A 23,329-nucleotide genomic window follows, 5' to 3' on the forward strand; every position below is an offset into this window, starting at 1 on the left:
GCAATGCCAATTCGTGTCGACCTGCTCGCCTTAGAACCCAACGTGCCTGGCCAGGCGTGCCTCACTGTGAAGAAATGGCAGGGTGGCGAAGAACGGCTGGAGTTCTCCATTCAGCGCAACCAGGACGGTTTCTACCTCCAGGATCAGAAGGCCTGGAGCAACAACCCGTTCTGGTTCAAGGTCTCGCGCTTCAGCGTTGCGGCCAGTGGTGAAGCCCTTGAAGCCCAGGTCGGCCCGGAAGTGGTCGACCCGCTGCTCGAAGGCGGCGCCAACTCGCAATTCCAGATCGAACTGCGTGAGCAAAGCCTCGATCATAGCGATAAAGGGGTAGTCCGCCCCGGTGTGGGCCTGTTGCCGTCTACTGCGGGCGGTCAAACACGCTCGACTTATGGTGGTGCGGACCTGACCGCGCCCCGTGCGCCAGAACCCGAAATTCCGGAGCTGCCGGAATTGGTCCTGCCCACCGCCGAGCCAGAAATCGAACTGGAGTCGGTGCCCAACGAACCCGCCTACACCCCACCTCCGCCCCCGGTGAAGAAAAGCAACAAAGGCCTCATCGGCCTCGCGCTCGTCGTGCTGTTGCTGGTGGCCGCAGCGGCCGGATTCTGGTTCTACAAACGCACTCCGGCGCCCGCCCCGGCCATCGCTGCCGCCGCACCGGCCGGTGCCGATGCGCAAGCCTGCACCCTCGACAGCATGAACAGTCTGCCCGAGCTGACTTTCGTCCAGACCTGCATCAAGGCCGCGCCCGACAGCGCCAAATTGCTGGAGATCATCAACGAAGCCAAGGCCGGCAAGCACTGCGGCGTCGCCCAGCGTCTGTACGCCAACCGTGCCCAGGCCGGTGACTCCTTGATTGCCAACGCCTATGCCCGCGAATACGACCCCAAATACCTGAAGGCCAGCGAGTGCTTCCCGGCCGCGGACAACGCCACCGCCGCCTACTGGTATGAAACGATCCTGACCCAGGACCCGAACAACGCCGAAGCCAAGCAGCGTTTCGAGGAGTTGCAGAAGTGATGCGTTCGTCCCTGAGTCGTTTCCTGCTGAGCGGCGCCGCGCTGTTGGCGCTGTGCATCAGCCCGTTGTCCCAGGCCGATGACAAACCGCTGATCCAGGCCGGTAAGAAAACCCTGTTCCAGCGCGTGCTGACCACCCCGGGCTGCAAGATCAGCCCGACAGCGGGCGGCGCCGCCGGCGATGAGCAACCGGTGTTCAGCCGTTTTTATGTGTACGAACGCGCGCAAGCGGCCAACGCCGAATGGCTGAAAGTCGGCCCCGACAGTTACGGCAAAACCATTGGCTGGCTGCCCGCCAGCTGCACCACCGACTGGAAAATGCAGCTGACGCTGGCCTTCACCAATCCGGCCAACCGCGACCGGCTGCTGTTCTTCAAGGAACGCGCCACCGTCGAAGGCATCCTCGATGCGCCGGACCCGGTGAGCAAAGTCGCCCCACTGCGGGCCACGCTGAAAAAGGGCAAGCAAGCCCCCGGCGTGCTGGCCGAAGAACCTGAATATTTCGTCGACCTGCAAAAGCAGTTCTACCTGTTGCCGGTCCTCAGCGGCGAAGAGGTCATGACCGAGGGCGGTTTCCGCACGCGGCTGCTCAACGTCGCATCGGTCAGTAAACCGGATGACAAGAACGCCAAGGGCGGTGCTGCGAGCGGCGCGGCCGGCGGCAAGGAAGCCGAGGACAAGGCAGCCAGCCAGTTGAAGGAATTCAGCGCAGCGGTGGTGTTTGTCATCGACTCGACCATCTCGATGGACCCGTACATCGACCGCACCCGCGAGGCGATCCGTAAGGTTTATCAGCGGATCGAAGCGCAGAACCTCGGCAAGCAGGTCAAGTTCGGCATGGTCGCTTTCCGCTCCAACACCCAAGCGGTGCCGGGGCTGGAATACACCACCAAGATGTACGCCGACCCTACAAAGGTAAAAGACAGCGCCGACTTTTTCGCCAAGATCGCCGACCTCAAACAAGCCAAAGTCTCCAGCAGCAGTTTCGACGAAGATGCGTTTGCCGGCGTCATGGACAGCATCGACAAGGTCGACTGGAGCCAGTTCGGCGCGCGCTACGTGGTGCTGATCACCGACGCGGGCGCCATCGAAGGCGACGACAAACTGTCGAAGACCGGCTTGAGCGCCGCGCAGGTGCGTATGGAAGCCGCTAACCCGGGCGTGGCGATTTACACCCTGCACTTGAAAACCCCAGCCGGGGCCAAGGACCACGCCAAGGCCGAAGCGCAGTACCAGAACCTGTCGACCTACCCGGGCACCAACACTTCGCTGTATTACCCGGTGAACGCGGGCGACATTCAGGAGTTCGGACGCAAGGTTGACGCACTGGCTGCCGCGATCACGACACAGGTGAAAGCCGCCTACATGGGCGAAGACGCCATCGGCAGCGCGGTGAACGCCAAGCAGGACCCGGGCGAGAAGAAAATGCTCGAAGACGCGGCACTGATCGGCCATGCGATGCAGCTCGCCTATCTGGGCGAGAAGACCAACAGCAAGGCACCGCCGGTGTTCAAGGCGTGGATCACCGACCGTGACCTGATCAAGCAGAACATCCCGACCACCGACGTGCGGGTGCTGCTGACCAAGTCCCAGCTCAGTGACTTGAGCGACGTGATGAAGAAGATTCTCGACGCGGCCAACGAAGGCCTGATCTCGCCGACGGAAATGTTCGAGCGTCTGCGCTCGGTCGCCGCAACCATGGGCGCCGATCCGAACCAGCTCAAACAGAACGGCAACGCCAAACTGGCGGACATGGGCGTGCTCGGCGAGTACCTCGAAGACCTGCCGTATCAGAGCGAAGTGCTGAACCTGGACGAAGAAACCTGGAAGAGCTGGGATGGCCTGGCGCAGGAGAAATTTATCCGCACGCTCAATACCAAACTGCGGCACTACCAGCGCTACAACGCTGACGTCGACCGCTGGGTGGCGTTAGCCAAGGACAGCGATGCACGGGACAACGTCTACCCCGTGCCACTGGAAATGATGCCTTAACGAGACGCCGATGCTCGATATCAAGAACCTGCTGGTGCGCCGTGGTGACGGCGCGCTGGCCCACCATGTGCGCCTGCCGCGCTTGCAAGTCGGTGCCGGGGAAATCCTCGCCATCACCGGTGAGAGCGGCAGTGGCAAAAGCACGTTGCTCGAAGCCATCGGCCTGTTGCTGGCGCCGGTGGAGCTCGAGCGCTTTCGGCTGGGCGCGGCGCAGGATCAGGACATCGCGCAATTGCTGGCTACCGATGACCAACCGGCTTTGGCGGCGGTGCGTTCGCGGCACTTGGGGTTCATTTTGCAAAGCGGCGGCTTGCTGCCGTTCCTGAGCGTGCGCGACAACATCAGCCTGCCCCGCCGCTTGCTCGGTATGCCGGTCAAGAGCGCGCACGTTGATCACGCAGTCGAGGTGTTGCGCCTGCAAGGATTGCTGGATAAACAACCGCAGGCGCTGTCGATCGGTGAACGCCAGCGCGTTGCCTGCGTGAGGGCGATTGCCCATGAACCGCTGCTGCTGTTGGCCGACGAGCCCACCGCCGCACTCGATCCGCACAGCGCCCGGCGTTTGTTCGAATTGCTGCTGAGTCTGGTGTCGAGCATGGGCCTGAGTGCCCTGGTGGTCTCCCATGACTGGGCCTTGCTGAAGGATTTCGGCTTGCCGCGACTCGGCGCTATCAGCCGTCAGGGAGAGACACTGTTTGAACCGATGGACTGACCGACTGCGCCTGCTGGGCTCGCTGGCCCTGCAAGACCTCTGGCACGACCGCAAGGTGTCGTTGTGCATCGCCGCCTCGTTGGTGGCGGTGATCGCGCCGCTGTTGCTGCTGTTCGGCCTCAAGCACGGGGTGGTGAGCCAGTTGCAGGACGAACTGCTGCGTGACCCGCGCAACCTTGAAGTGAAGATGCTCAGCAACGGCAATTACGACAGCGCCTGGATAGAACGTGTGCGCCAACGGCCCGAAACCGGCTTTGCCTTGGGCCAGACCCGCTCGCTCAACACCCAGGCGGACTTGCTGATCGGCATGCAACGGTTTGTCGAAGGCGCGGAAATCATCGCCACCGAACCCGGCGACCCGCAACTGAACCTGCCGCAACTCAATCCCACCGGCAACCAAGTGATCCTCAGCGCCCGCGCCGCGCAACGTTTGCAGGCCAAGGTCGGCGACCGTGTGCAAATGCGCGTGTTGCGTCGCCTGGAAGGTGTGAATGAACGCGGTGAGATGACGTTGACGGTGCTGGAAGTGCTCGACGGTGCGCGGTTCGGTCGCGCGGCCGGGTTTGTCGCCCCACCGTTGCTGCTGGACCTGGAGCGCTTTCGCGATGGCTATCAGGTCAGCGCATTCGGCATCGGAACCGGCAAGCCTCTGGGCGATCTGCAACCGCTGTACGCCCGCGCCCGCCTCTACGCCCGCGACATCGATCAGGTCGCACCGCTGGAACGCTGGCTCAACGAACAACACATCGAAACCTCAAGCCGACTGGCCGACATCGACAACGTCAAAGCCATCAACCATGTGCTGGGGCTGATCTTCGGGGTGATTGCCCTGGCGGCGTTGATCGGTTGTGTGGCGTCGATGGTCGGCGCGTTCCTGGCCAACATCGACCGCAAGCGCAAAAGCCTCGCGGTCCTGCGTTTGCTGGGTTTCAAACGCACGGCAGTCGGCGGTTTCGTGGTCCTGCAAGCGCTGGTGCTGAGCCTCGCCGGTTACCTCGGCGGATTGGTTTTTTATGCCGTCGGCAGTCATTTGTTCGACTACCTGCTCGGCAGTAGCCAGGCCACCGGCACCTTCGTTTGCCACATCACACTCTGGCACGGCCTCGCCGCCCTGCTCCTGACCTTTCTGGTCGCTGCACTGGTGGCCGTGATCGGCGCCGTGCGAGCGATCAACATCCAACCTGCGGAGAGTCTGCGTGAGCTATAAACGTTTGGGCTTGCTGTTGCCCCTGAGCCTCGGCTATCTGCTCGACGCCTCGGCGGCGGGCTGGGAAGAGAAGTATTACAACCCGATGCCCGAGGCCAGCGACGTCGTGCTGCCAATGCCGTGCGAAGGTTCGATGGTGTTTCGCAAGGTGTTCATTCCGGTCGCCGGGCCGCTTGACGACTACCCGATCAACATCGGTCAGGACGGCGCGGAATACGGCTATGTGGAACAGACTCGACCGACCTTCATCGCAGGCAGTTTCACCGGCGCGAAGAACGACAAATCCCGCTACTACCTGATGGCCAAGTACGAGATGAGTCAGCTGCAGTACGCTGCACTGACCGACGAAACCTGCCCCACCGCCGCCACCAAAATGCGCCTGCCGCAAGTGTCGGTAAGCTGGGTGCAAGCCGTTGAAGCGGCCGACAAGTACAACCTGTGGCTGCGCAAAAACGCAGCGGCCAAGCTGCCGAAAGAAGACGGCGCGCTGGGCTTCCTGCGCCTGCCGACAGAAGTCGAGTGGGAGTTCGCGGCGCGCGGTGGCCTGGAAGTCGGCGCGGCGGAGTTCCGTGACACGCGCTACCCGATGGCCGAGGGCATCAACGCTTACGAATGGTTCGCCGGGGCGCAATCGTCCAACGGCAAACTGCAATTGTCCGGCCTGCAAAAACCCAATCCGCTGGGCTTGCACGACATGCTCGGCAACGTCGACGAGATGATGTTCGAGCCGTTCCGCCTGAACAAACTCGACCGCCAGCACGGTCAGGCCGGTGGCTACGTGGTGCGTGGCGGCAATTACCTGACCGCTCAGGCCGACCTGCGCACCGGGTTGCGCAAGGAAGAGCCGTACTACAACGCCGAAGGCCAGGTGAAAAACAAAACCACCGGTATGCGACTGGTCCTGGTGTCGCCGACCCTGACGTCGCGCGAACGTGTCGCCAGCATTGAAAGCAGCTGGAAGAAACTCGGCACTGGCAGCAAGGAAACCGAGTCGGCCGACAAAGGCACCGTTCAGTCGCTAAACACCCTGGCCTCGGGCGTGGAAGACAAGGCGCTCAAGGAAAAGCTTCAGGCGTTGGAAAACCAATTGCGCGCCAGCAACCAGCAGCAGGAAGAAACCCGCGACCAGGCGATCCGCGCCAGCCTTAACCTCGGTGCGTTCCTGTGCACCAAGATGCTCGACGACGGCCAGTACGTGGACTTCCTGCAAAAGAACTACAAGCTCAACTGCGAATCCGCGGACAAAGACGCCAGCTGCGACATGCGCAAAGGCAAGCTCGACGAGCAGAAGGATCGCTTGCACAAACTCAGCCGTTACTACGCCAGCAGCCTGGTGGAATCGGCGACCTTGTACGGCCAGCCGCTGCTGGAAGCACAGGTGCCGGTGATGGAAGAAATCATCACCCGCAACAAACAGCTGCAAGAACTCAAACCCTATTTGCGCACCCACTGGGCCAATCAGAAGACCTTCCTGCAAAAGCAGAAGATCGACACTGACGCCTGGCTGACCAGCTGCAAAACCGTCACTCAATAACTCTCTCAATAACAACACGCCAACACCGTCACCAAGGAGTTTCACCATGTCGCGCAGCCTTTGGACTCGCTTCAAGCTTCAGATTGCTTTCGTCCTCACTGGCAGCCTGTTGCTGACCGGTTGCGCCAACACCGGCAGCTCGATGCTCGGTGGCAGCGAGGGTGCCGACCCGCGCCTGACCCAAAGCAATGACGCAGAGTTCTTCAGCAAATCCGGTTACCAGGCCTGTGCGGTCGGCGCCGGCGTCGGCATCCTCAGTTGCGCACTGTCCAACAGCAGCAACAAAGCGGTCTGCGCTATTGCCGCCGGTATTACCGCGTGTGGCGTGGCCATGGGCGCGAACTACTACCTGGATCAGCGTCGCAGCGAATACTCCGACACCACCACCCGCCTGGCGAAGATGAACAGCGACGTCGAGCAAGACACCCAGAACGTGATCGCCCGTACCGCAACCGCTCAGCAAGTGATCAATGATGATCAGGCGCAAATCGCCCAGATCAAAAAGGACATCGCCAACAAGAAAGTCGACAAGACCAAGGCCCAGGCGCAGATCGCCGAGATTGACCAGAACATCGCACGCCTGCGTAAAGACCTCGGCAACATGCGCAACAAGGTCACCGAATACACCAAAGTGGCGGATGCCGAGCGTGCACAAGGCGCCGGTGCCGAGATCAAGCAGGTGGACGTGAGCATTATGAAAATGAACCAGAAAGTCGCCGCCCTGCAAAAGGAAGTCGACGGTCTGTACAACCAGCGTTCCGCGATCACCCTGGGCTAAGCACATGACTCTACGACAGCTGGCGGTCCTCACCGCCGTCCTGGCCTTGAGCGGTTGCGCGACCAAGCCCGGGGAATGCGATGCGACCAATCGCGACAGCAGCATGCTGACCAAGATGAACTGCGACTACTCTGGTGGTTACAGCGATCAGGTCAAGCAGAAGGAACTGGCCCTGACCGCGTCCCGTCAGGAAAACGCGATGTTCCGCCAGGTGTACGAGAACATTCAGGCCCAGCAGCTCAGCACCAAGACCGACCTGGCCAGCCAGCAGAAATCCCAGGCGGCGCTGAACCAGTCGCTGGGTCAGTTGCTGTCTTCGCTCAAGGCTCGGCATGGCAATAAAGGCCAGATACAGAAGCAGATTGCCGGGCTTGAGCAGCAGCTCAAGGCTTCGCAAACGGCGCCCGCGACCAAGGCGTCTCCAGCGACGCTGGCCGCCAAGCAGGAACAACTGAAGGCCTTGCAGAAGAAAGTGAATCAGCTGCAATTCAGCCTCGGTTACGAAGAGTAACTTTTCACCCCGCAGGCCTCCCGATGGAGGCCCGCACCCTTTTCAGGAATCGTCGTCATGCAGCGGGTTATCAGGGATGCGCAAGCCACACCGGAGGGGATGAGTGCGCTGCAAGCCAAAGTCGCCCTCATCCAGAAACACTTTCCGCCGACCGTCGCCAGCCTCTTCGCCATCCCGCGGATGGGCAGCGGCGACGTGCTGGAATGGTGGACCGAACTGGGTGGCCAACCCACACCCTATGCCGACCTCAACGAGGACGCGCAACGACGTTTGCTGGAAACCTATGAAGTGCGTCAGACGTCCCTGGGACAACTGGCGGACGAACTGCAAAAACGCGGACAGCCCACGGTAGCGGATGACCTGCGCAGCCTGCTCGGCACCCCCGAGCTGGACAAACTCTACAGCCTCAACGGCGAGCCACTGGTGGTGCGCTGGAACCAGCGTCCGCCGAAACCGATCGTGCCGCCGGTGGTTCCGGTGGCGCCGGTCGTACCGCCGTCGCGCCGTGGCTGGTGGATCGCGGCGGCCTTGCTGGCGCTGCTGTTGCTGCTTCTGGCGCTCTGGGCTTATTGGTGGTTTATGCACCGCGAACCCGTCGTTGTGGTCCCGCCTGTAGCGCCCGTGGTGACACCGGTCGAGAAACCGGTCGAGCCTGTTCCCGAGCCTGTCGTGGAACCCGAGCCGGTTCCAGAACCCGAACCGGAACCCGTTCCAGAACCGGTACCGGTACCGGAACCCAAGCCAGTCCCACCGCCAAAACCGGTTGTGGCCGCACCGCCACCGCCACCGCCACCGGCGCCGACGTTGGACAACTTCGCCTGCCGCAAAAAAGCGCCAAACGCGGAGATCCCGCAATTCGTCGTGGTGCTCGACACCTCGGGCTCGATGGATTTGAACATCAAGTCCGTCAAAGCTGACGAGGACTGGTTCTTCGGCAATGAGCTCAACAAATACCTGGATGTGAACCGCACCACGCAGATTTTCGCCAAGCCCAGCCGCATGGACGTCGCCAAGGATTCGCTGGCCGGCATGATCAACGGGCTGGACCCGAAAATCGACACGCGCCTCATCACCTTCGCCGGCTGCGAAAGCACACCGGACCAGGGCGTATTCAAGTTTGGCGACCGCCAGCGGCTGATCAACGGGATTCGAGGACTGGTGCCCAACGACGGCACACCGCTGGCCGACAGCCTGGCCCACGCGGCAAGCACCGTGGACGGGCGCAATAACGATGCCGTGATCGTGATGTTTGTCGACGGTGAGGACGGTTGCCAGAAAGACGTGTGCGCGGTCTCCCGCCAAATCGCCAGGGACCAACCGCGCCTGCGGGTCAACGTGGTCAAAATCGGCGCCGGTGGCCCGTCACGCTGCATCGCGGAAAACACCGGAGGTCGGGTTTACAGCAGCACCAATGCGGCGGAGCTGGGCAAACAGTTGAAACTGGCGAGCAAGGAAGTGTCTAGCAATGCCAAGTGCGATTGATCGTCTGATCTGAACATTGAGGTGACCCCAATCGCGGGCAAGCCCGCTCCCACAGGTTATATGTCGTTCCAGTTTCTTGTGAACGACACAAATCCTGTGGGAGCGGGCTTGCCCGCGAAAGCTATTTCAGCGACGACTCACCGAAACCGGTCAACCTCTTGGCGCAAGTCCGCCGCCAGCTTCTCCAGTTCTTTGGCAGTCACGGCCAGGTTCGACACCACTTCGCGCTGCTCACTGTTCGCCAGGGCAATGCTCTGCAGGTTGCTGCTGAGCAAGGTCGCGGTGCTGCTCTGCTCCTGAGTCGCGGTTGTGATCGCCGCGAATTGCTGCCCGGCCGAGCGGCTCTGCTCATCGATCCGCGCCAGGGCCGAGGCCACGTTGGCGTTGCGTGACAAGCCTTCCTGCATCAGCACATTGCCCTGCTCCATCGTGCTGATGGCGTTGCCGGTTTCTTGCTGGATGCTTTGAATCATCCCGGAAATTTCATCAGTAGCCTGACGCGTACGCGAAGCCAGGTTACGCACCTCGTCGGCCACCACCGCAAAACCACGACCCTGCTCACCGGCACGGGCCGCTTCGATGGCCGCGTTCAGCGCCAGCAGGTTGGTTTGTTCGGCGATCGAGGTAATCACCCCGACGATGCCGCCGATTTCCTGGGAGCGCTGACCGAGGGTGTTGATTACTGTCGCGGTGCTGTTCAGCGCACCAGCGATTTGTTCCAGAGACGAGGACGCTTCGTCCATCGACGTACGACCGATCTGCGTTTGCTGTGCGTTTTCCTGGGCCAGACGCTGGGTGTTGCCCATGTTGTCGGCAATGTTCAGGGAGGTCGCGCTGAACTCTTCCACGGCACCGGCCATGCTGGTGATTTCGCCCGACTGCTGCTCCATCCCTTCATAGGCACCACCGGACAGACCAGACAACGCCTGGGCGCGGCTGTTGACCTCGCCCGAGGCCTTGCGGATGTGCTCGACCATGGTCGACAAAGCCTGGCTCATCTGGTTGAAGGCACGAGCCAGCTGACCGATTTCGTCATTGCTCGATACGCTCAGGCGCACGCTCAAATCACCGGCGCCCAAGGCTTCTGCCTGACGCACCAGATCACCCAGCGGCGCAAGTTTGCTGCGCAACAGCCAGACTGCCGAGCCGACCGCAATCAGCATCGCCAGCAGGCTGCCGATTGCCAACTGAATGCCGACACTCCAGGTCACGGCGTTGATTTCGGCTTTGGGCATGCTCGCCACCACCGACCACGGGCCACCTTCGAACGGCACGGCCACGCTGTAGAAGTCTTCGGACTTGTCGCTCCAGAAGTCACCCTTGCCTGGGTTTTTCGCCAGATCGACGATGGCCGGGACCGCTTGATCCAGCGCTTGCACGCCGGCGATCGGCACCAGCCATTTACGTTGCTCATCGAGCAGCGCCAGCGAGCCGGTCTGGCCGATGCGGAAGCGTTTGAGATTCTCGAACTGCGCGTTCTGCGCGTCGGTGTAATCGAATCCTACGAACAGCACGGCAATCACCTTGCCGCTGCTGTCGCGTACAGGCGTGTACTGCGTCATGTAGGAGCGATCGAACAGCAAGGCGCGGCCGACATAACTCTGCCCCGCCATCAAGCGCGCATAGGCCGGGTGAGCGTGATCCAGCAAGGTGCCGATGGCACGGTTGCCATCCTGCTTGGTCAGGGAAGTACTGACCCGGACGAAGTCTTCACCGCTGCGCACAAACACCGTCGCAACGCCCGCGGTCATTTGCTTGAACTCGTCCACTTCCTTGAAGTTGTTGTTCAACACTTCGCTGCCCAGGTGCAGGCCCGGGGTCTGGGTGCCGGCCACGGCCACCGGCTCGTCCGGATGCACGCTCAGGCCTGCGCTGAAGCGCTTCTCGAACAGGCCGGCCAGACGTTGGGTGCTTTCACGCAACGTGCCGTGAAAGGTACTCAACTGATCGGCCAGCAACCGGGCTTCACTGGCCAGGTGTTCTTCGCGGGTGGCGAGGTTGGCGGAGTCCAGCGAACGCAGGGCGAACACGGTACTGCCAGTGATGACAATCGCCAGTATCACGGCAAGCGCAAGACCAAGCTGTGAGGCGATCCGGGCACGAGGTTGAGACATGACAGCTCCTGGCCGAGTGACCGGATCATCCTGATCACGATGCGCACTCGGCAAAAATTCAAATGGGAATTGCGACGAACCTGCACGAAGGTTCCACCTGCAGATTTTCGGCGGCAAACCTGAATACTTGAGTAATTAGCGGGGATATGGCGCAAGGCCTCTATTGCAGAGGCTCTAACGATTCAGCTCAAGCGCTCGACATCCGGTAAATCCATGGTCCGGACCTCGCCTTGAAGGAAATCGCTGAGGCGGCGCAAACGTTCACCTCCCGGGCGGGTTTTCGGCCAGACGAGGTAATAATTCTCTCCGCTGGCGACAGCCGTCGGCCACGGCAAACTCAGGCGACCCTGAGCGACATCCTCCGCCACCATCAGCAAATCGCCCATGGACACGCCGTAGCCCCGGGCAGCGGCAATCATGCCCAGCTCCAGCGTGTCGAACACCTGGCCACCCTTGAGCGATACCTGATCGGCCAGCCCCATGCGCGCCAGCCATGTTCGCCAGTCACGGCGGTCCGGCGTCGGGTGCAGCAGTTCGGTGCTCGCCAGACGCGCCACATCCCACGGCTGATCCTTCAGCAGATTTGGCGCGCCCACTGGAATCAGCTCCTCTGGAAACAACAGCGTCGCTTCCCAATCCGGCGGGAAATGGCCGTTGCTGAGGATGACGGCGCAGTCGAAGGGTTCGTGGTTGAAGTCCACGGTATCGATGTCCATCCAGGCGCTGGTCAATTGCACTTCGTTGCCCGGTTGCAAGTGCCGGAAGCGGCTGAGGCGCGCCAACAGCCAGCGCATGGTCAACGTCGACGGGGCTTTCATGCGCAGGATGTCGTCTTCGGCGCGCAAGGTATTGCAGGCGCGTTCGAGCGCGGTAAAACCTTCACGAATGCCGGGCAGGATCAGCCGCGCTGACTCGGTCAGTTGCAGGTTGCGCCCGCTGCGGTGGAACAGTCGGCAGGCAAAATGCTCTTCGAGCGTACGAATGTGTCGACTGACCGCGCTCTGGGTGATCGACAATTCTTCAGCGGCGCGGGTAAACGAGCTATGCCGCGCCGCCGCTTCGAATGCGCGCAGGGCATACAAGGGAGGAAGACGACGGGACATTCGCAAAGCTCCTATAGCGCGGTCACGCCACGTTAGCAGAAACTTGTCAGCATGAGTTTGACTCATGCTACCCATCCTTTTTATCCCTTTGTGAAAAGCCCGCAGAGCGCCGAGAATCGGCTCTCTTCTGTTTACACTGAAATCGAGGCGTGATGACCATGCAGCATCCAGCACGTACCGAACTCTGGGCCATCCTGCGGCTGGCGGGGCCGTTGATTGCCTCGCAGTTGGCGCACATGCTGATGGTCCTCACCGACACCTTGATGATGGCGCGCCTGAGTCCGGAGGCGCTGGCCGGTGGTGGCCTGGGCGCGGCGACGTATTCGTTCGTGTCGATCTTCTGCATCGGCGTGATCGCGGCGGTCGGCACCCTGGTGGCGATCCGTCAGGGCGCAGGCGATATCGTCGGCGCCGCGCGACTGACCCAGGCCGGATTGTGGCTGGCGTGGTTAATGGCGCTGGTGGCCGGCCTGCTGCTGTGGAACCTCAAACCGGTGCTACTGCTGTTTGGCCAGACCGAAACCAACGTCCAGGCGGCCGGGCAGTTTCTGCTGATCCTGCCGTTCGCCCTGCCCGGCTACCTGAGCTTCATGGCCCTGCGCGGTTTCACCAGCGCCATCGGCCGGGCGACGCCAGTCATGGTCATCAGCCTCGGCGGCACCGTGGCCAACTTCCTGCTCAACTATGCGTTGATCACCGGGATGTTCGGGCTGCCGAAAATGGGCCTGGTGGGCATCGGGCTGGTCACGGCGATTGTCGCCAACCTGATGGCCGTGGCGCTGGCGCTGCACATCCGTCGGCATCCGGCCTACGACGCTTATCCGTTGCGCCAGGGTCTGTCGCGGCCGAACCGTCAGTATCTGAAGGAACTGTGGCGCCTCGGGCTGCCCATCGGCGGCACCTACGCGGTGGAAGTCGGCTTGTTTGCGTTCGCCGCACTGTGCATGGGCACCATGGGCAGTACGCAACTGGCGGCGCACCAGATCGCCCTGCAGATTGTTTCAGTGGCGTTCATGATCCCGGCGGGCATTTCCTACGCGATCACCATGCGCATCGGCCAGCATTACGGCGCCGGGCAGTTGCTGGATGCGCGGCTGGCCGGACGGGTCGGGATCGCCTTCGGCGCGGCGGCGATGCTGGGCTTTGCGATGGTCTTCTGGTTCCTGCCGAATCAGTTGATCGGTTTGTTCCTCGACCATAACGACCCGGCATTCCGGGACGTTATCAACCTGGCTGTAAGCTTGCTGGCGGTGGCGGCGTGGTTCGAGCTGTTCGACGGCACGCAAACCATCGCCATGGGCTGCATTCGCGGGCTCAAGGACGCCAAGACCACGTTCCTGGTCGGGCTGGGTTGCTATTGGCTGATCGGTGCGCCAGCGGCGTGGTGGATGGCGTTCAACTTGAACGGGGGGCCGACAGGCGTCTGGTGGGGGTTGGCACTGGGATTGGCGTGCGCGGCGGTGAGCTTGACGCTGGCGTTTGAATGGAAGATGAAGCGGATGATTCGGCGGGAGCCGGCGTCGCAGCGTTTCGACGTCGCCCAGACAGAGTGATATCCCTGTAGGAGCGAGGCTTGCCCGCGAAGGCGGCGCATCAGTTACCAACAATGTCGACTGACACGCCGCCTTCGCGGGCAAGCCTCGCTCCTACAGGGGCTGTGGTTAGCTCACCACTTCCAGGGCGGGCTGCTGGCTGCTGCCGAACGTCAGATACTCAATCAACTCCGCCAACGGCAGCGGCTTGCTGATCAGATACCCCTGCACCTGATCGCAGCCAAACCCGCGCAACAAATCCAATTGCTCCGCCGTTTCCACACCTTCTGCCACCACTTCAAGATTGAGATTGTGCGCCAGGTTGATCATCGCGTGGACCAGTTTGCGGTTCTCTTCGCGCTCTTCCATGCCGCCGACAAAGCTCTTGTCGACCTTCAGCAAGGCAATCGGCAGGCTGTTGAGGTGCACGAAGGACGAGAACCCGGTGCCGAAGTCATCCAGTGAGAAGCGCACGCCCAGGCGCCCGAGGGCATCCATGGTCTGCTTCACCAGGTCGCTGCGGCGCATGACGGCGGTTTCGGTCAGTTCGAACTCCAGCCATTGCGCCTCGACGCCGCGTTCGGCGATCAGCCGGCTCAGGGTCGACAGCAATTGGCTGTCCTGAAATTGCCGGAACGACAGGTTGATCGCCATGTGCAGCGCCGGCAAACCGCGCTCGCGCAGCGCCTGCATGTCCCGCAGGGCCCGGGAAATCACCCAGTAACCGAGCGGCACAATCAGACCGCTTTGCTCGGCCAGCGGCACGAACTCGCTGGGCGCCAGCAAACCGCGCTCGGCATGTCGCCAGCGCACCAGGGCTTCGAGGCCGACGATCTGGCCGTCCTCCAGGTTCAGGCGTGGCTGGTAATGCAACTCCAGCTCGTCACGGCGCAAGGCCCGGCGCAGCTCGCTTTCGAGGTCGGCCATGCTGCGGGCATTGCGGTTGATGCGTTCGTTGAAGATATGAAAGGTGCAGCCCTGAGTGCTCTTGGCCTGCTGCATGGCGATGTGTGCGTGCCACATCAGCGGGTCGGCGCCGGCCTGGGCCCGGGCGTGGGCGATACCGAGGCTGGAACCGATCAACAGGCTTTCGCCGTCGACCCAGTAAGGCTCGGCCAGGGCTTCAGTGATGCGTTCGGCCATCCATTCGGCGCGTTGAGGCGCGCGGCGGGTGTCGATCAGCAGGGCGAATTCGTCGCTGCCCAGCCGCGCCAGCTGATCGCCGGCCTCAAGCTGGCTTTTCAGGCGCGCGACCACTTGCAGGATCAAGCGGTCGCCGGCCTGGTGGCCGAGGGCATCGTTGGCGTGTCGGAAGTTGTCGAGATCAAGGTGACCGAGGGCCAGGCCGCGGCCGTCGTTTTCCGCCAGGCGCGCGGCGAGCAAGGTCTGGAAACCCTGGCGATTGGCGATGCCGGTCAGCGGGTCCTGCTCGGCCAGGCGCTGCAGGGTGTTTTCCAGCAAGCCGCGTTCGCGCACATGGCGCAGGCAGCGGCGCAACATGCCGGGATCGAGATGATCGCGCACCAGCCAGTCGCTTACGCCATCGGGCGGCGCCAGTGGCTCGTGCTCCAGCAATAACACCGTCGGCAAGCTGCAACGGCCAGGAAGCGGCTGAAGCGCAGGAATCGTCAACAACACCGCATTGCGGTTGTCATCGAACAGACTGCTGACCGACTCCCAGCTCGGCGCGCTGATGAGCACGGCCGAGCTCCCCATCGGAGCCAGACACTCGCGCAACAACGCTGTCCACGCCGGCTCTTCAGCCAGTAGCAGCAAACGCAAGGGTTCGACAGGCGTAGACAAGCTAGCTCCCTAGACTCTGCAAAGATGTAGGCGGCAGGCATTATGCCGCGCCATCAACCAATGACCAAATGACCAAATGACATCAGTTATCAAACGTGGCTTTGTGTCTGGAATACGAACATTAGCCGCAAATACACCGCGCATCCTGCTTGAAAGTATCAAAACCGGCAAATAGAGATAGCGTGTTGCGTCACAAGTCGGAGAGAGCAGCACAATTCGCTGAGCCTGTTAAAATGCCGGCCCATTTCATAAACGACTCCCTGATCCTGTATGTCCCGACTCAATCCCCGGCAGCAAGAAGCCGTGAGCTACGTCGGCGGCCCTCTTTTGGTGCTCGCCGGCGCAGGCTCCGGCAAGACCAGTGTGATCACCCGCAAAATTGCGCACCTGATCCAGAACTGCGGCATCCGTGCCCAGTACATCGTCGCCATGACCTTTACCAACAAGGCCGCGCGCGAGATGAAGGAACGAGTCGGCACCCTGCTCAAGGGCGGCGAAGGCCGTGGCCTGACGGTGTGCACGTTCCACAACCTGGGCTTGAACATCATCCGCAAGGAACATGTTCGCCTGGGCTACAAGCCGGGCTTCTCGATCTTTGACGAAACCGACGTCAAAGCCTTGATGACCGACATCATGCAGAAGGAATACTCGGGCGACGACGGCGTCGACGAGATCAAGAACATGATCGGCTCGTGGAAAAACGACCTGATCCTGCCGCCCGAAGCCCTGGAAAACGCGCGCAACCCCAAGGAACAGACCGCCGCCATCGTCTACACCCACTATCAGCGCACGCTCAAGGCGTTCAACGCGGTGGACTTCGACGACCTGATCCTGCTGCCGGTGAAGCTGTTCCAGGAACACGCCGACATCCTCGAAAAATGGCAGAACAAAGTCCGCTACCTGCTGGTGGACGAATACCAGGACACCAACGCCAGCCAGTATTTGCTGGTGAAGTTGCTGATCGGCACGCGCAACCAGTTCACCGTGGTGGGCGACGATGACCAGTCGATCTACGCCTGGCGTGGCGCCCGTCCGGAAAACCTGATGCTGCTCAAGGACGATTACCCGTCGCTGAAAGTGGTGATGCTCGAGCAAAACTACCGCTCCACCAGCCGCATCCTGCGCTGCGCCAACGTGCTGATCTCGAACAACCCGCACGAATTCGAGAAGCAGCTGTGGAGTGAGATGGGCCACGGCGACGAAATCCGCGTGATCCGTTGCCGCAACGAAGACGCCGAAGCCGAGCGCGTGGCCGTGGAACTGCTGACCCTGCACTTGCGCACGGACCGGCCGTACAGCGATTTCGCGATCCTGTATCGCGGTAACTACCAGGCCAAGCTGATCGAGCTGAAGCTGCAGCACCACCAGATTCCGTATCGTTTGTCCGGCGGCAACAGTTTCTTCGGACGTCAGGAAGTGAAAGACCTGATGGCCTACTTCCGCCTGATCGTGAACCCGGATGACGACAACGCCTTCCTGCGGGTGATCAACGTGCCACGCCGGGAAATCGGTTCGACCACCCTGGAGAAGCTGGGCAACTACGCTACCGGGCGCAAAATCTCGATGTACGCCGCCACCGACGAAATCGGCCTGGGCGAGCACCTGGACGCGCGCTTCACCGATCGCCTGTCGCGCTTCAAGCGCTTCATGGACAAGGTTCGCGAGCAGTGCGCCGGCGAAGACCCGATCTCGGCGCTGCGCAGCATGGTCATGGACATCGACTACGAGAACTGGCTCCGCACCAACAGCTCCAGTGACAAGGCCGCCGACTACCGCATGGGCAACGTGTGGTTCCTGATCGAGGCGTTGAAGAACACGCTGGAGAAGGACGAAGAAGGCGAGATGACCGTGGAGGACGCCATCGGCAAACTGGTCCTGCGTGACATGCTGGAACGTCAGCAGGAAGAGGAAGATGGCGCCGAAGGCGTGCAGATGATGACCTTGCACGCCTCCAAGGGTCTGGAATTTCCCTACGTGTTCATCATGGGCATGGAAGAGGAAATCCTCCCGCACCGCTCCAGCATCGAAGCCGACACCATCGAAGAAGAACGCCGCCTGGCCTACGTCGGGATTACCCGCGCACGTCAGACCCTGGCCTTCACCTTCGCCGCCAAGCGCAAGCAATACGGCGAGATCATCGATTGCGCGCCGAGCCGCTTCCTTGATGAGCTGCCGCCGGACGATCTGGCGTGGGAAGGCAATGACGACACCCCTGTTGAAGTCAAAGCCGTTCGCGGCAATACCGCATTGGCTGATATACGGGCGATGTTAAAGCGCTAGAATTGAGCACTTTTTAACCGAATATTTTTTTCCCAAGCATTTTTGACAAGCTAGGCGCGTACGGCGCCAGTAGAGGAACGCTTCATGGAAGCACTGCACCAGAAAATTCGCGAACAAGGCATCGTGCTTTCCGATCAGGTCCTGAAGGTCGACGCCTTTTTGAACCACCAGATCGACCCGGCCCTGATGAAGCTGATCGGCGATGAATTCGCTGCGTTGTTCAAGGACTCGGGCATCACCAAAATCGTTACGATCGAAGCCTCGGGCATCGCTCCGGCGATCATGACCGGCCTGAACCTCGGCGTACCGGTGATCTTCGCGCGCAAGCATCAGTCCCTGACCCTGACTGAAAACCTGCTGTCGGCGACCGTTTACTCGTTCACCAAACAGACCGAAAGCACCGTGGCGATCTCCCCGCGTCACCTGACCAGCAGCGACCGCGTGCTGATCATCGATGACTTCCTGGCCAACGGTAAGGCATCGCAAGCGCTGATCTCGATCATCAAACAGGCCGGCGCCACCGTCGCTGGTTTGGGGATCGTGATCGAGAAGTCGTTCCAGGGCGGCCGTGCGGAACTGGATGCCCAGGGTTATCGCGTTGAATCGTTGGCTCGGGTGCAGTCGCTGAAGGATGGCGTTGTCACCTTCATCGAATAACCCGCAGCACCGCATTTCCCCTGTGGGAGCCAGCCTGCTGGCGATGGCGTCATGTCAGTCAACATATTCATGACTGACAGACAGCCATCGCCAGCAGGCTGGCTCCCACAGTTGTTTTGTGGTGGGCGTTATTGCGCGGTGGCTTTGAGGCCGGTGAGCAACAACCGCTGAAACAAATCCTCTTTCAGCCCTTCCGGGTTGGTCAGCTGCATCCGCTCCAGATGCTCGGGAAATTCCGAAGCCTCAGGCGCATCCAGCGCAGCCTTGCCCAACTCGAGAATCTCCGTCAGCTTGAACTTGCTCTTCAACCAGTTCAGCGCCCGCAACAAGTCCCGCTCTTCAGCCGTGAAATCACACCCCAGCGGATACTCCGGAAACAACTTCGCATGCCGCGCCTGAATCGCCTGCAAGCGCTCCGGGGTGTTGTCGGCAAAACGCGGATCGATACGGAAACCCTTCGGCAACTTGCCAACATTTTGCGCCTGCTCGATCAGGCCCGACTGGAACCGTGAGTCGCTGATGTTCAACAACGCCTCGATCACCGCCGCGTCGGTCTTGCCGCGCAGATCGGCGATGCCGTATTCGGTGACTACAATGTCCCGCAAATGCCGCGGGATCGTGCAGTGGCCGTATTCCCAGACGATGTTCGAACTGACCTCACCGCCCGCCTCACGCCAACTGCGCAGCAGCAGCACCGACCGCGCGCCCTCCAGCGCATGGCCCTGGGCGACGAAGTTGTATTGCCCGCCGACACCGCTGAGTACACGCCCGTTCTCCAACTGATCGGCCACGCCGGCACCGAGCAGGGTCATGGTGATCACGGTGTTGATGAAGCGCGCATCCAGGCGCTGCAAGCGTTTGAGTTCTTCCTGACCGTAGAGCTCGTTGATATAGCTGATGCGGGTCATGTTGAATTCGAGCCGCTTGCTTTGCGGCAGCTCGCGCAGGCGCTCGTAGAAACTGCGCGGCCCGAGGAAAAACCCGCCATGCACGCTGATGCCGTCGGTTTGCGCGGCTTCGTCGAGGGTGCCGGCATTCGCGTGTTGCTGGGTCGGTACGTCCGGGTAGACCTTTCGCCGAATGATCCCGGCGTCGGCCAGCACCAGCAGACCGTTGACGAACATCTCGCTGCAACCGTAAAGGCCTTTGGCAAAGGGGTCGGTGCCGCCCTCGCGGTCGATCAACTGCGCCCACTGGCTGAGGTTGATCTCCGTCAGCAACGCCTTGTAACCGGCATTGTCGGCCTGGCGCGCCAGCAACGCTGCGGTCAAGGCATCGCCCATGGCACCAATGCCGATCTGCAAGGTGCCGCCGTCGCGCACCAGCGTGCTGGCGTGCAAGCCGATGAAATGATCCTGAAAACCTACTGGCATGTTGGGCGTGGAGAACAACGTGGTGTTGTCCTTCTCGTCGATCAGCAGGTCGAACGCGTCGATGCCGATTTCGGCGTCACCGGGCATGTAGGGCAAGTCGTTGTGGACTTGGCCCACCAACAGGATCGTCTCCCCCGCCTCCCGGCGCTTGGCGATCATCGGAAACAGGTCGAGGGTGATGTCCGGGTTGCAGCTCAGGCTCAGGCGATCCGGGTGCTCGGAATGGCTGGCCACCAGCTGTGCAACCAGGTTCAAACCGGCGGCGTTAATGTCCCGCGCGGCGTGGCTGTAGTTGCTGCTCACGTAATCCTGCTGGGCCGACGCGCTGTGGAGCAGGCTGCCGGGCTGCATGAAAAATTGCTGGATATGAATGTTCGCCGGCAGGCTGTCTTTATGCAGGTCGGCAAGGAAGTCCAGCTCCGGATAATCGCCAAAAACCCGCTCGATAAAGGGTTCGAGAAAGCGCTTTTGCAAACCATCGCCCAAGGCAGGACGGCCCAGGCACAGGGCGGTGTAGATCGTCAGCTGCCGTTCGGGCAATTGCGCGATGCGCTGGAACAACGCGTTGACGAAGTGGTTGGGTTTGCCCAGGCCAAGGGGTAAGCCCATGTGAATATGCGCCGGCAACCGCGCCAATACGTCATCGACCGCTTGCTCGATAGAACACAGCTGCACCATCTGATCCTCCCTTACATTCCTTGAATTGGGGTTGGACCGAGCTTGCCGGGCCTTTACTGCAAAGAATAGTCCCCAAGGCAAAATCGCAGGCACAAAAAAGCCGCTCGTAAGCGGCTTTTTCGCTGTAGATGAACGCTTATTTCAAGCCGGACATCTTCTCGATGGCGCCTTTGAGATCGGCGTCTGTGCAATCGGCACAGGTGCCTTTCGGTGGCATGGCGTTGATGCCGGAGATCGCCTTGGCGAGCAGACCATCAACACCCCCCTCCTTCTTGGAACGCTCGCCCCAAGCAGCGGCATCACCGACTTTCGGTGCGCCCAACAGGCCGGTACCGTGGCAAGCGTTGCAATGTTTCGCAATCACAGAGTCAGGGGTCTTGGCATCACCGCCACCCGCCGAAGCAGCGACTTCCATCCCCTTGCACTCTTGACCCGTCACGCAGACCTGGCCGACTGGCTCAAGGCGTTTGGCAATATCGTCGTTGGTCGCAGCTTGAGCGCTGACAGCCCATAGGGCCAATACGGTTGCTGGTGCAGCCAGCATTTTCATAATTAGATTCACGCGTTCACCCTCAATGGTGGCTAGTCACGCCCACGGCCACGGTTCGCAGGCGGGCGCAAGTATAACGGTAAGCCCGCCGCACTGAAACAACCCCAAAGTCGAAGGGGTCTTGTTACGCGACGGAAAAACGCTTCGGGTGCCTTTGCCGTGCTGGCAGGACGCCTCTTCTCTTAGAAATTCGCGGGCGTGGCTGCGCTGATTAGTCGCGCCGGCGCATCGAACGGATTACGGAAACGGTGTGGCTTGGTACTTTCAAAGTAGTAGCTGTCGCCGGCTTCGAGCACAAAAGTTTCGAGCCCGACCACCAGTTCCAGTCGCCCTTCCACCAAAATGCCGGTTTCCTCGCCCTCATGGGTGAGCATCTCGTCACCGGTGTCGGCGCCAGGCGGGTAGATTTCATTGAGGAACGCGATAGCCCGGCTCGGGTGCGCCCGGCCGACCAGTTTCATGGTCACTGCGCCATCGGAAATATCGATCAGCTCGTTGGCTTTGTAGACGATCTGCGTCGGTTTTTCCTGCAGGATTTCTTCGGAAAAGAACTCAACCATGGACATGGGAATCCCGCCCAGTACCTTCCTCAGCGAGCTGATCGAGGGACTGACGCTGTTCTTCTCGATCATGGAAATCGTGCTGTTGGTGACGCCCGCGCGCTTGGCGAGCTCACGCTGGGAAAGACCTTTGAGCTTACGGATGGATTGCAGTCGTTCACCGACGTCCAATGCTGGAGCCTCCAGGGATTCAGGTTGTTGGAATATTGAGCGTTATCATGGCGACAGCGTTCAGTATTTACAACACTTTGGCCTGAATCCTGTTCGGCCCGGCGCCTTTCGGTACGGAGCGCTGACCGCTAACCCTCGGAATAGAGCTTTGGCACCCGGCGCAGGTTGCAGAAGATCTGATAGGGAATCGTGTCTGCGGCGGCCGCCACCTCGCTGGCGAGGATGTTCTTGCCCCACAACTCGACGGTCGAGCCCAGGCCGGCCTGCTGCACATCGGTCAGATCAATGCAGAGCATGTCCATCGACACGCGGCCGATCAACTGGCTACGCTGCCCGGCGACCATCACCGGCGTGCCGGTCGGTGCCTGACGCGGGTAACCATCGGCATAACCCATGGCCACCACGCCCACGCGCATCGGCTTGGGCGTGATGAATTTGGCGCCGTAGCCAATCGGCTCGCCGGCCGGCAGTTCACGCACGCAAATCACTTTCGATTCCAGGGTCATCACCGGTTGCAGACGGGAAGCCACGGCGTTGGCTTCTTCAAACGGCGTGGCACCGTAGAGCATGATGCCCGGGCGCACCCAGTCGCTCGGAATCTGCGGCCAACCGAGTACCGCTGGCGAATTGCGCAGGCTGATCTCGGCCGACAAACCTTTGCGCGCCGCTTCAAACACCGCAACTTGCTCGGCGCTGGTCTGCTCGTGCAGCTCATCGGCCCGGGCGAAGTGGCTCATCAAGACAATCTTCGAGACTTTGCCGCTGGCCAGCAGCCGTTGATAGGCCGCCTGATAATCCTTTGGATGCAAGCCAACCCGGTGCATGCCCGAATCGAGCTTGAGCCAGACCGTGAGCGGCTTGCTCAACGCGGCGTTCTCGATGGCTTCGAGCTGCCACAACGAATGCACCACGCACCAGAAATCATGCTCGACAATCAGCGCCAGCTCATCAGCTTCGAAAAAACCTTCCAGCAACAACACCGGCGCACGAATACCGGCGGCCCGCAGTTCCAAAGCCTCTTCGATACAGGCGACGGCAAACCCGTCCGCCTCGGCTTCCAGCGCCTGGGCGCAACGCACCGCGCCATGGCCATAGGCATCGGCCTTGATCACGGCGAGGGCCTTGGCCCCCGTGACTTCACGGGCGATCTGGTAGTTATGACGCAGGGCTTGAAGGTCGATCAGGGCACGGGCTGGACGCATGGCGGCAGGCTTCTAGGCGGTCATGGGAATAAAAACCGGCGCAGGCTGACGGCGTGAACCGCCAACAGCAC

18 protein-coding genes are annotated in these 23,329 nt (G+C 61.2%); 11 read left to right on the forward strand and 7 right to left on the reverse strand.

Features of this window, described 5'->3' with window-relative positions; genetic code table 11:
• Window positions 1-3: 3 nt before the first annotated feature.
• From ACA053_RS28405 to ACA053_RS28440, 8 genes are read left to right on the forward strand one after another with little or no spacing between them, the layout of a single operon-like run.
• Entirely contained in the window at window positions 4-1,020 is a 1,017-nt protein-coding gene (locus ACA053_RS28405; RefSeq protein WP_109635887.1) for a hypothetical protein, read from the forward strand.
• Window positions 1,020-3,011 (forward strand): vWA domain-containing protein, encoded by a 1,992-nt coding sequence (locus tag ACA053_RS28410; protein WP_162556262.1) that lies wholly within the window; start codon window positions 1,020-1,022, stop codon window positions 3,009-3,011. The genes ACA053_RS28405 and ACA053_RS28410 overlap by 1 nt, the downstream gene beginning before the upstream one ends.
• Window positions 3,012-3,021: 10 nt before the next feature.
• Window positions 3,022-3,723 (forward strand): ABC transporter ATP-binding protein, encoded by a 702-nt coding sequence (locus ACA053_RS28415; RefSeq protein ID WP_109635888.1) that lies wholly within the window; start codon window positions 3,022-3,024, stop codon window positions 3,721-3,723.
• Entirely contained in the window at window positions 3,707-4,930 is a 1,224-nt protein-coding gene (locus ACA053_RS28420; RefSeq protein WP_109635890.1) for an ABC transporter permease, read from the forward strand. Before ACA053_RS28415 ends, ACA053_RS28420 begins: the two co-directional genes overlap by 17 nt.
• Window positions 4,920-6,464, forward strand: coding sequence for an SUMF1/EgtB/PvdO family nonheme iron enzyme (locus tag ACA053_RS28425; protein WP_162556263.1), 1,545 nt, complete (start codon window positions 4,920-4,922; stop codon window positions 6,462-6,464). The genes ACA053_RS28420 and ACA053_RS28425 overlap by 11 nt, the downstream gene beginning before the upstream one ends.
• A 46-nt stretch (window positions 6,465-6,510) precedes the next feature.
• Window positions 6,511-7,242, forward strand: coding sequence for an OmpA family protein (locus tag ACA053_RS28430; RefSeq protein WP_109635892.1), 732 nt, complete (start codon window positions 6,511-6,513; stop codon window positions 7,240-7,242).
• Window positions 7,243-7,246: 4 nt separating this feature from the next.
• On the forward strand, window positions 7,247-7,753 hold the full coding sequence (locus tag ACA053_RS28435) for a hypothetical protein (RefSeq protein ID WP_497314475.1): 507 nt from the start codon (window positions 7,247-7,249) through the stop codon (window positions 7,751-7,753).
• Between the two features lie 57 nt (window positions 7,754-7,810).
• On the forward strand, window positions 7,811-9,235 hold the full coding sequence (locus ACA053_RS28440; RefSeq protein ID WP_497394184.1) for a vWA domain-containing protein: 1,425 nt from the start codon (window positions 7,811-7,813) through the stop codon (window positions 9,233-9,235).
• A gap of 137 nt (window positions 9,236-9,372) precedes the next feature.
• On the opposite strand, the gene ACA053_RS28445 is transcribed toward ACA053_RS28440, so the two are convergent.
• On the reverse strand, window positions 9,373-11,349 hold the full coding sequence (locus ACA053_RS28445; protein WP_497394185.1) for a methyl-accepting chemotaxis protein: 1,977 nt from the start codon (window positions 11,347-11,349) through the stop codon (window positions 9,373-9,375).
• Between the two features lie 182 nt (window positions 11,350-11,531).
• Complete coding sequence (locus ACA053_RS28450) at window positions 11,532-12,452, reverse strand: LysR substrate-binding domain-containing protein (protein ID WP_497394187.1); 921 nt, start codon at window positions 12,450-12,452, stop codon at window positions 11,532-11,534.
• Between the two features lie 158 nt (window positions 12,453-12,610).
• Between ACA053_RS28450 and ACA053_RS28455 the strand changes: the two genes are divergently transcribed.
• On the forward strand, window positions 12,611-14,005 hold the full coding sequence (locus ACA053_RS28455; protein WP_497394188.1) for a NorM family multidrug efflux MATE transporter: 1,395 nt from the start codon (window positions 12,611-12,613) through the stop codon (window positions 14,003-14,005).
• A gap of 108 nt (window positions 14,006-14,113) precedes the next feature.
• Here ACA053_RS28455 and ACA053_RS28460 read toward each other — a convergent pair whose 3' ends face one another.
• Window positions 14,114-15,787, reverse strand: coding sequence for a putative bifunctional diguanylate cyclase/phosphodiesterase (locus ACA053_RS28460; protein ID WP_497314483.1), 1,674 nt, complete (start codon window positions 15,785-15,787; stop codon window positions 14,114-14,116).
• 270 nt (window positions 15,788-16,057) lie between these two features.
• Between ACA053_RS28460 and rep the strand changes: the two genes are divergently transcribed.
• Window positions 16,058-18,067 (forward strand): DNA helicase Rep, encoded by a 2,010-nt coding sequence (gene rep, locus ACA053_RS28465; RefSeq protein WP_109626691.1) that lies wholly within the window; start codon window positions 16,058-16,060, stop codon window positions 18,065-18,067.
• A gap of 84 nt (window positions 18,068-18,151) precedes the next feature.
• Window positions 18,152-18,724: a xanthine phosphoribosyltransferase gene (locus tag ACA053_RS28470; protein ID WP_109626693.1), complete on the forward strand. Its 573-nt coding sequence runs from the start codon at window positions 18,152-18,154 to the stop codon at window positions 18,722-18,724.
• A gap of 128 nt (window positions 18,725-18,852) precedes the next feature.
• Here ACA053_RS28470 and ACA053_RS28475 read toward each other — a convergent pair whose 3' ends face one another.
• The 4 genes from ACA053_RS28475 to alr all read right to left on the reverse strand — a co-directional run bounded on the left by ACA053_RS28475 (window position 18,853) and on the right by alr (window position 23,258).
• Window positions 18,853-20,775 (reverse strand): acetyl-CoA hydrolase/transferase C-terminal domain-containing protein, encoded by a 1,923-nt coding sequence (locus ACA053_RS28475; protein ID WP_497314485.1) that lies wholly within the window; start codon window positions 20,773-20,775, stop codon window positions 18,853-18,855.
• Window positions 20,776-20,911: 136 nt separating this feature from the next.
• The gene (locus tag ACA053_RS28480) at window positions 20,912-21,337 is read right to left on the reverse strand and encodes a c-type cytochrome (RefSeq protein ID WP_178082276.1); all 426 of its coding nucleotides are present in this window, start codon (window positions 21,335-21,337) and stop codon (window positions 20,912-20,914) included.
• A gap of 170 nt (window positions 21,338-21,507) precedes the next feature.
• Entirely contained in the window at window positions 21,508-22,056 is a 549-nt protein-coding gene (locus ACA053_RS28485) for a cupin domain-containing protein (RefSeq protein WP_007947433.1), read from the reverse strand.
• A gap of 128 nt (window positions 22,057-22,184) precedes the next feature.
• Window positions 22,185-23,258 (reverse strand): alanine racemase, encoded by a 1,074-nt coding sequence (alr, locus tag ACA053_RS28490; protein WP_497394189.1) that lies wholly within the window; start codon window positions 23,256-23,258, stop codon window positions 22,185-22,187.
• Window positions 23,259-23,329 lie beyond the last annotated feature (71 nt).

This window comes from Pseudomonas sp. LBUM1672, assembly GCF_059695655.1.

Bases quoted from the DNA above. Each gene is read 5' to 3' on its own strand.
- ACA053_RS28430 (WP_109635892.1), top strand. From the start codon at position 6,511: ATGTCGCGCAGCCTTTGGACTCGCTTCAAGCTTCAGATTGCTTTCGTC.
- rep (WP_109626691.1), top strand. From the start codon at position 16,058: ATGTCCCGACTCAATCCCCGGCAGCAAGAAGCCGTGAGCTACGTCGGC.
- ACA053_RS28475 (WP_497314485.1), bottom strand. From the start codon at position 20,775: ATGGTGCAGCTGTGTTCTATCGAGCAAGCGGTCGATGACGTATTGGCG.
- ACA053_RS28435 (WP_497314475.1), top strand. From the start codon at position 7,247: ATGACTCTACGACAGCTGGCGGTCCTCACCGCCGTCCTGGCCTTGAGC.
- ACA053_RS28415 (WP_109635888.1), top strand. From the start codon at position 3,022: ATGCTCGATATCAAGAACCTGCTGGTGCGCCGTGGTGACGGCGCGCTG.
- ACA053_RS28440 (WP_497394184.1), top strand. From the start codon at position 7,811: ATGCAGCGGGTTATCAGGGATGCGCAAGCCACACCGGAGGGGATGAGT.
- ACA053_RS28405 (WP_109635887.1), top strand. From the start codon at position 4: ATGCCAATTCGTGTCGACCTGCTCGCCTTAGAACCCAACGTGCCTGGC.
- ACA053_RS28470 (WP_109626693.1), top strand. From the start codon at position 18,152: ATGGAAGCACTGCACCAGAAAATTCGCGAACAAGGCATCGTGCTTTCC.
- ACA053_RS28450 (WP_497394187.1), bottom strand. From the start codon at position 12,452: ATGTCCCGTCGTCTTCCTCCCTTGTATGCCCTGCGCGCATTCGAAGCG.
- alr (WP_497394189.1), bottom strand. From the start codon at position 23,258: ATGCGTCCAGCCCGTGCCCTGATCGACCTTCAAGCCCTGCGTCATAAC.
- ACA053_RS28445 (WP_497394185.1), bottom strand. From the start codon at position 11,349: ATGTCTCAACCTCGTGCCCGGATCGCCTCACAGCTTGGTCTTGCGCTT.
- ACA053_RS28455 (WP_497394188.1), top strand. From the start codon at position 12,611: ATGCAGCATCCAGCACGTACCGAACTCTGGGCCATCCTGCGGCTGGCG.
- ACA053_RS28410 (WP_162556262.1), top strand. From the start codon at position 1,020: ATGCGTTCGTCCCTGAGTCGTTTCCTGCTGAGCGGCGCCGCGCTGTTG.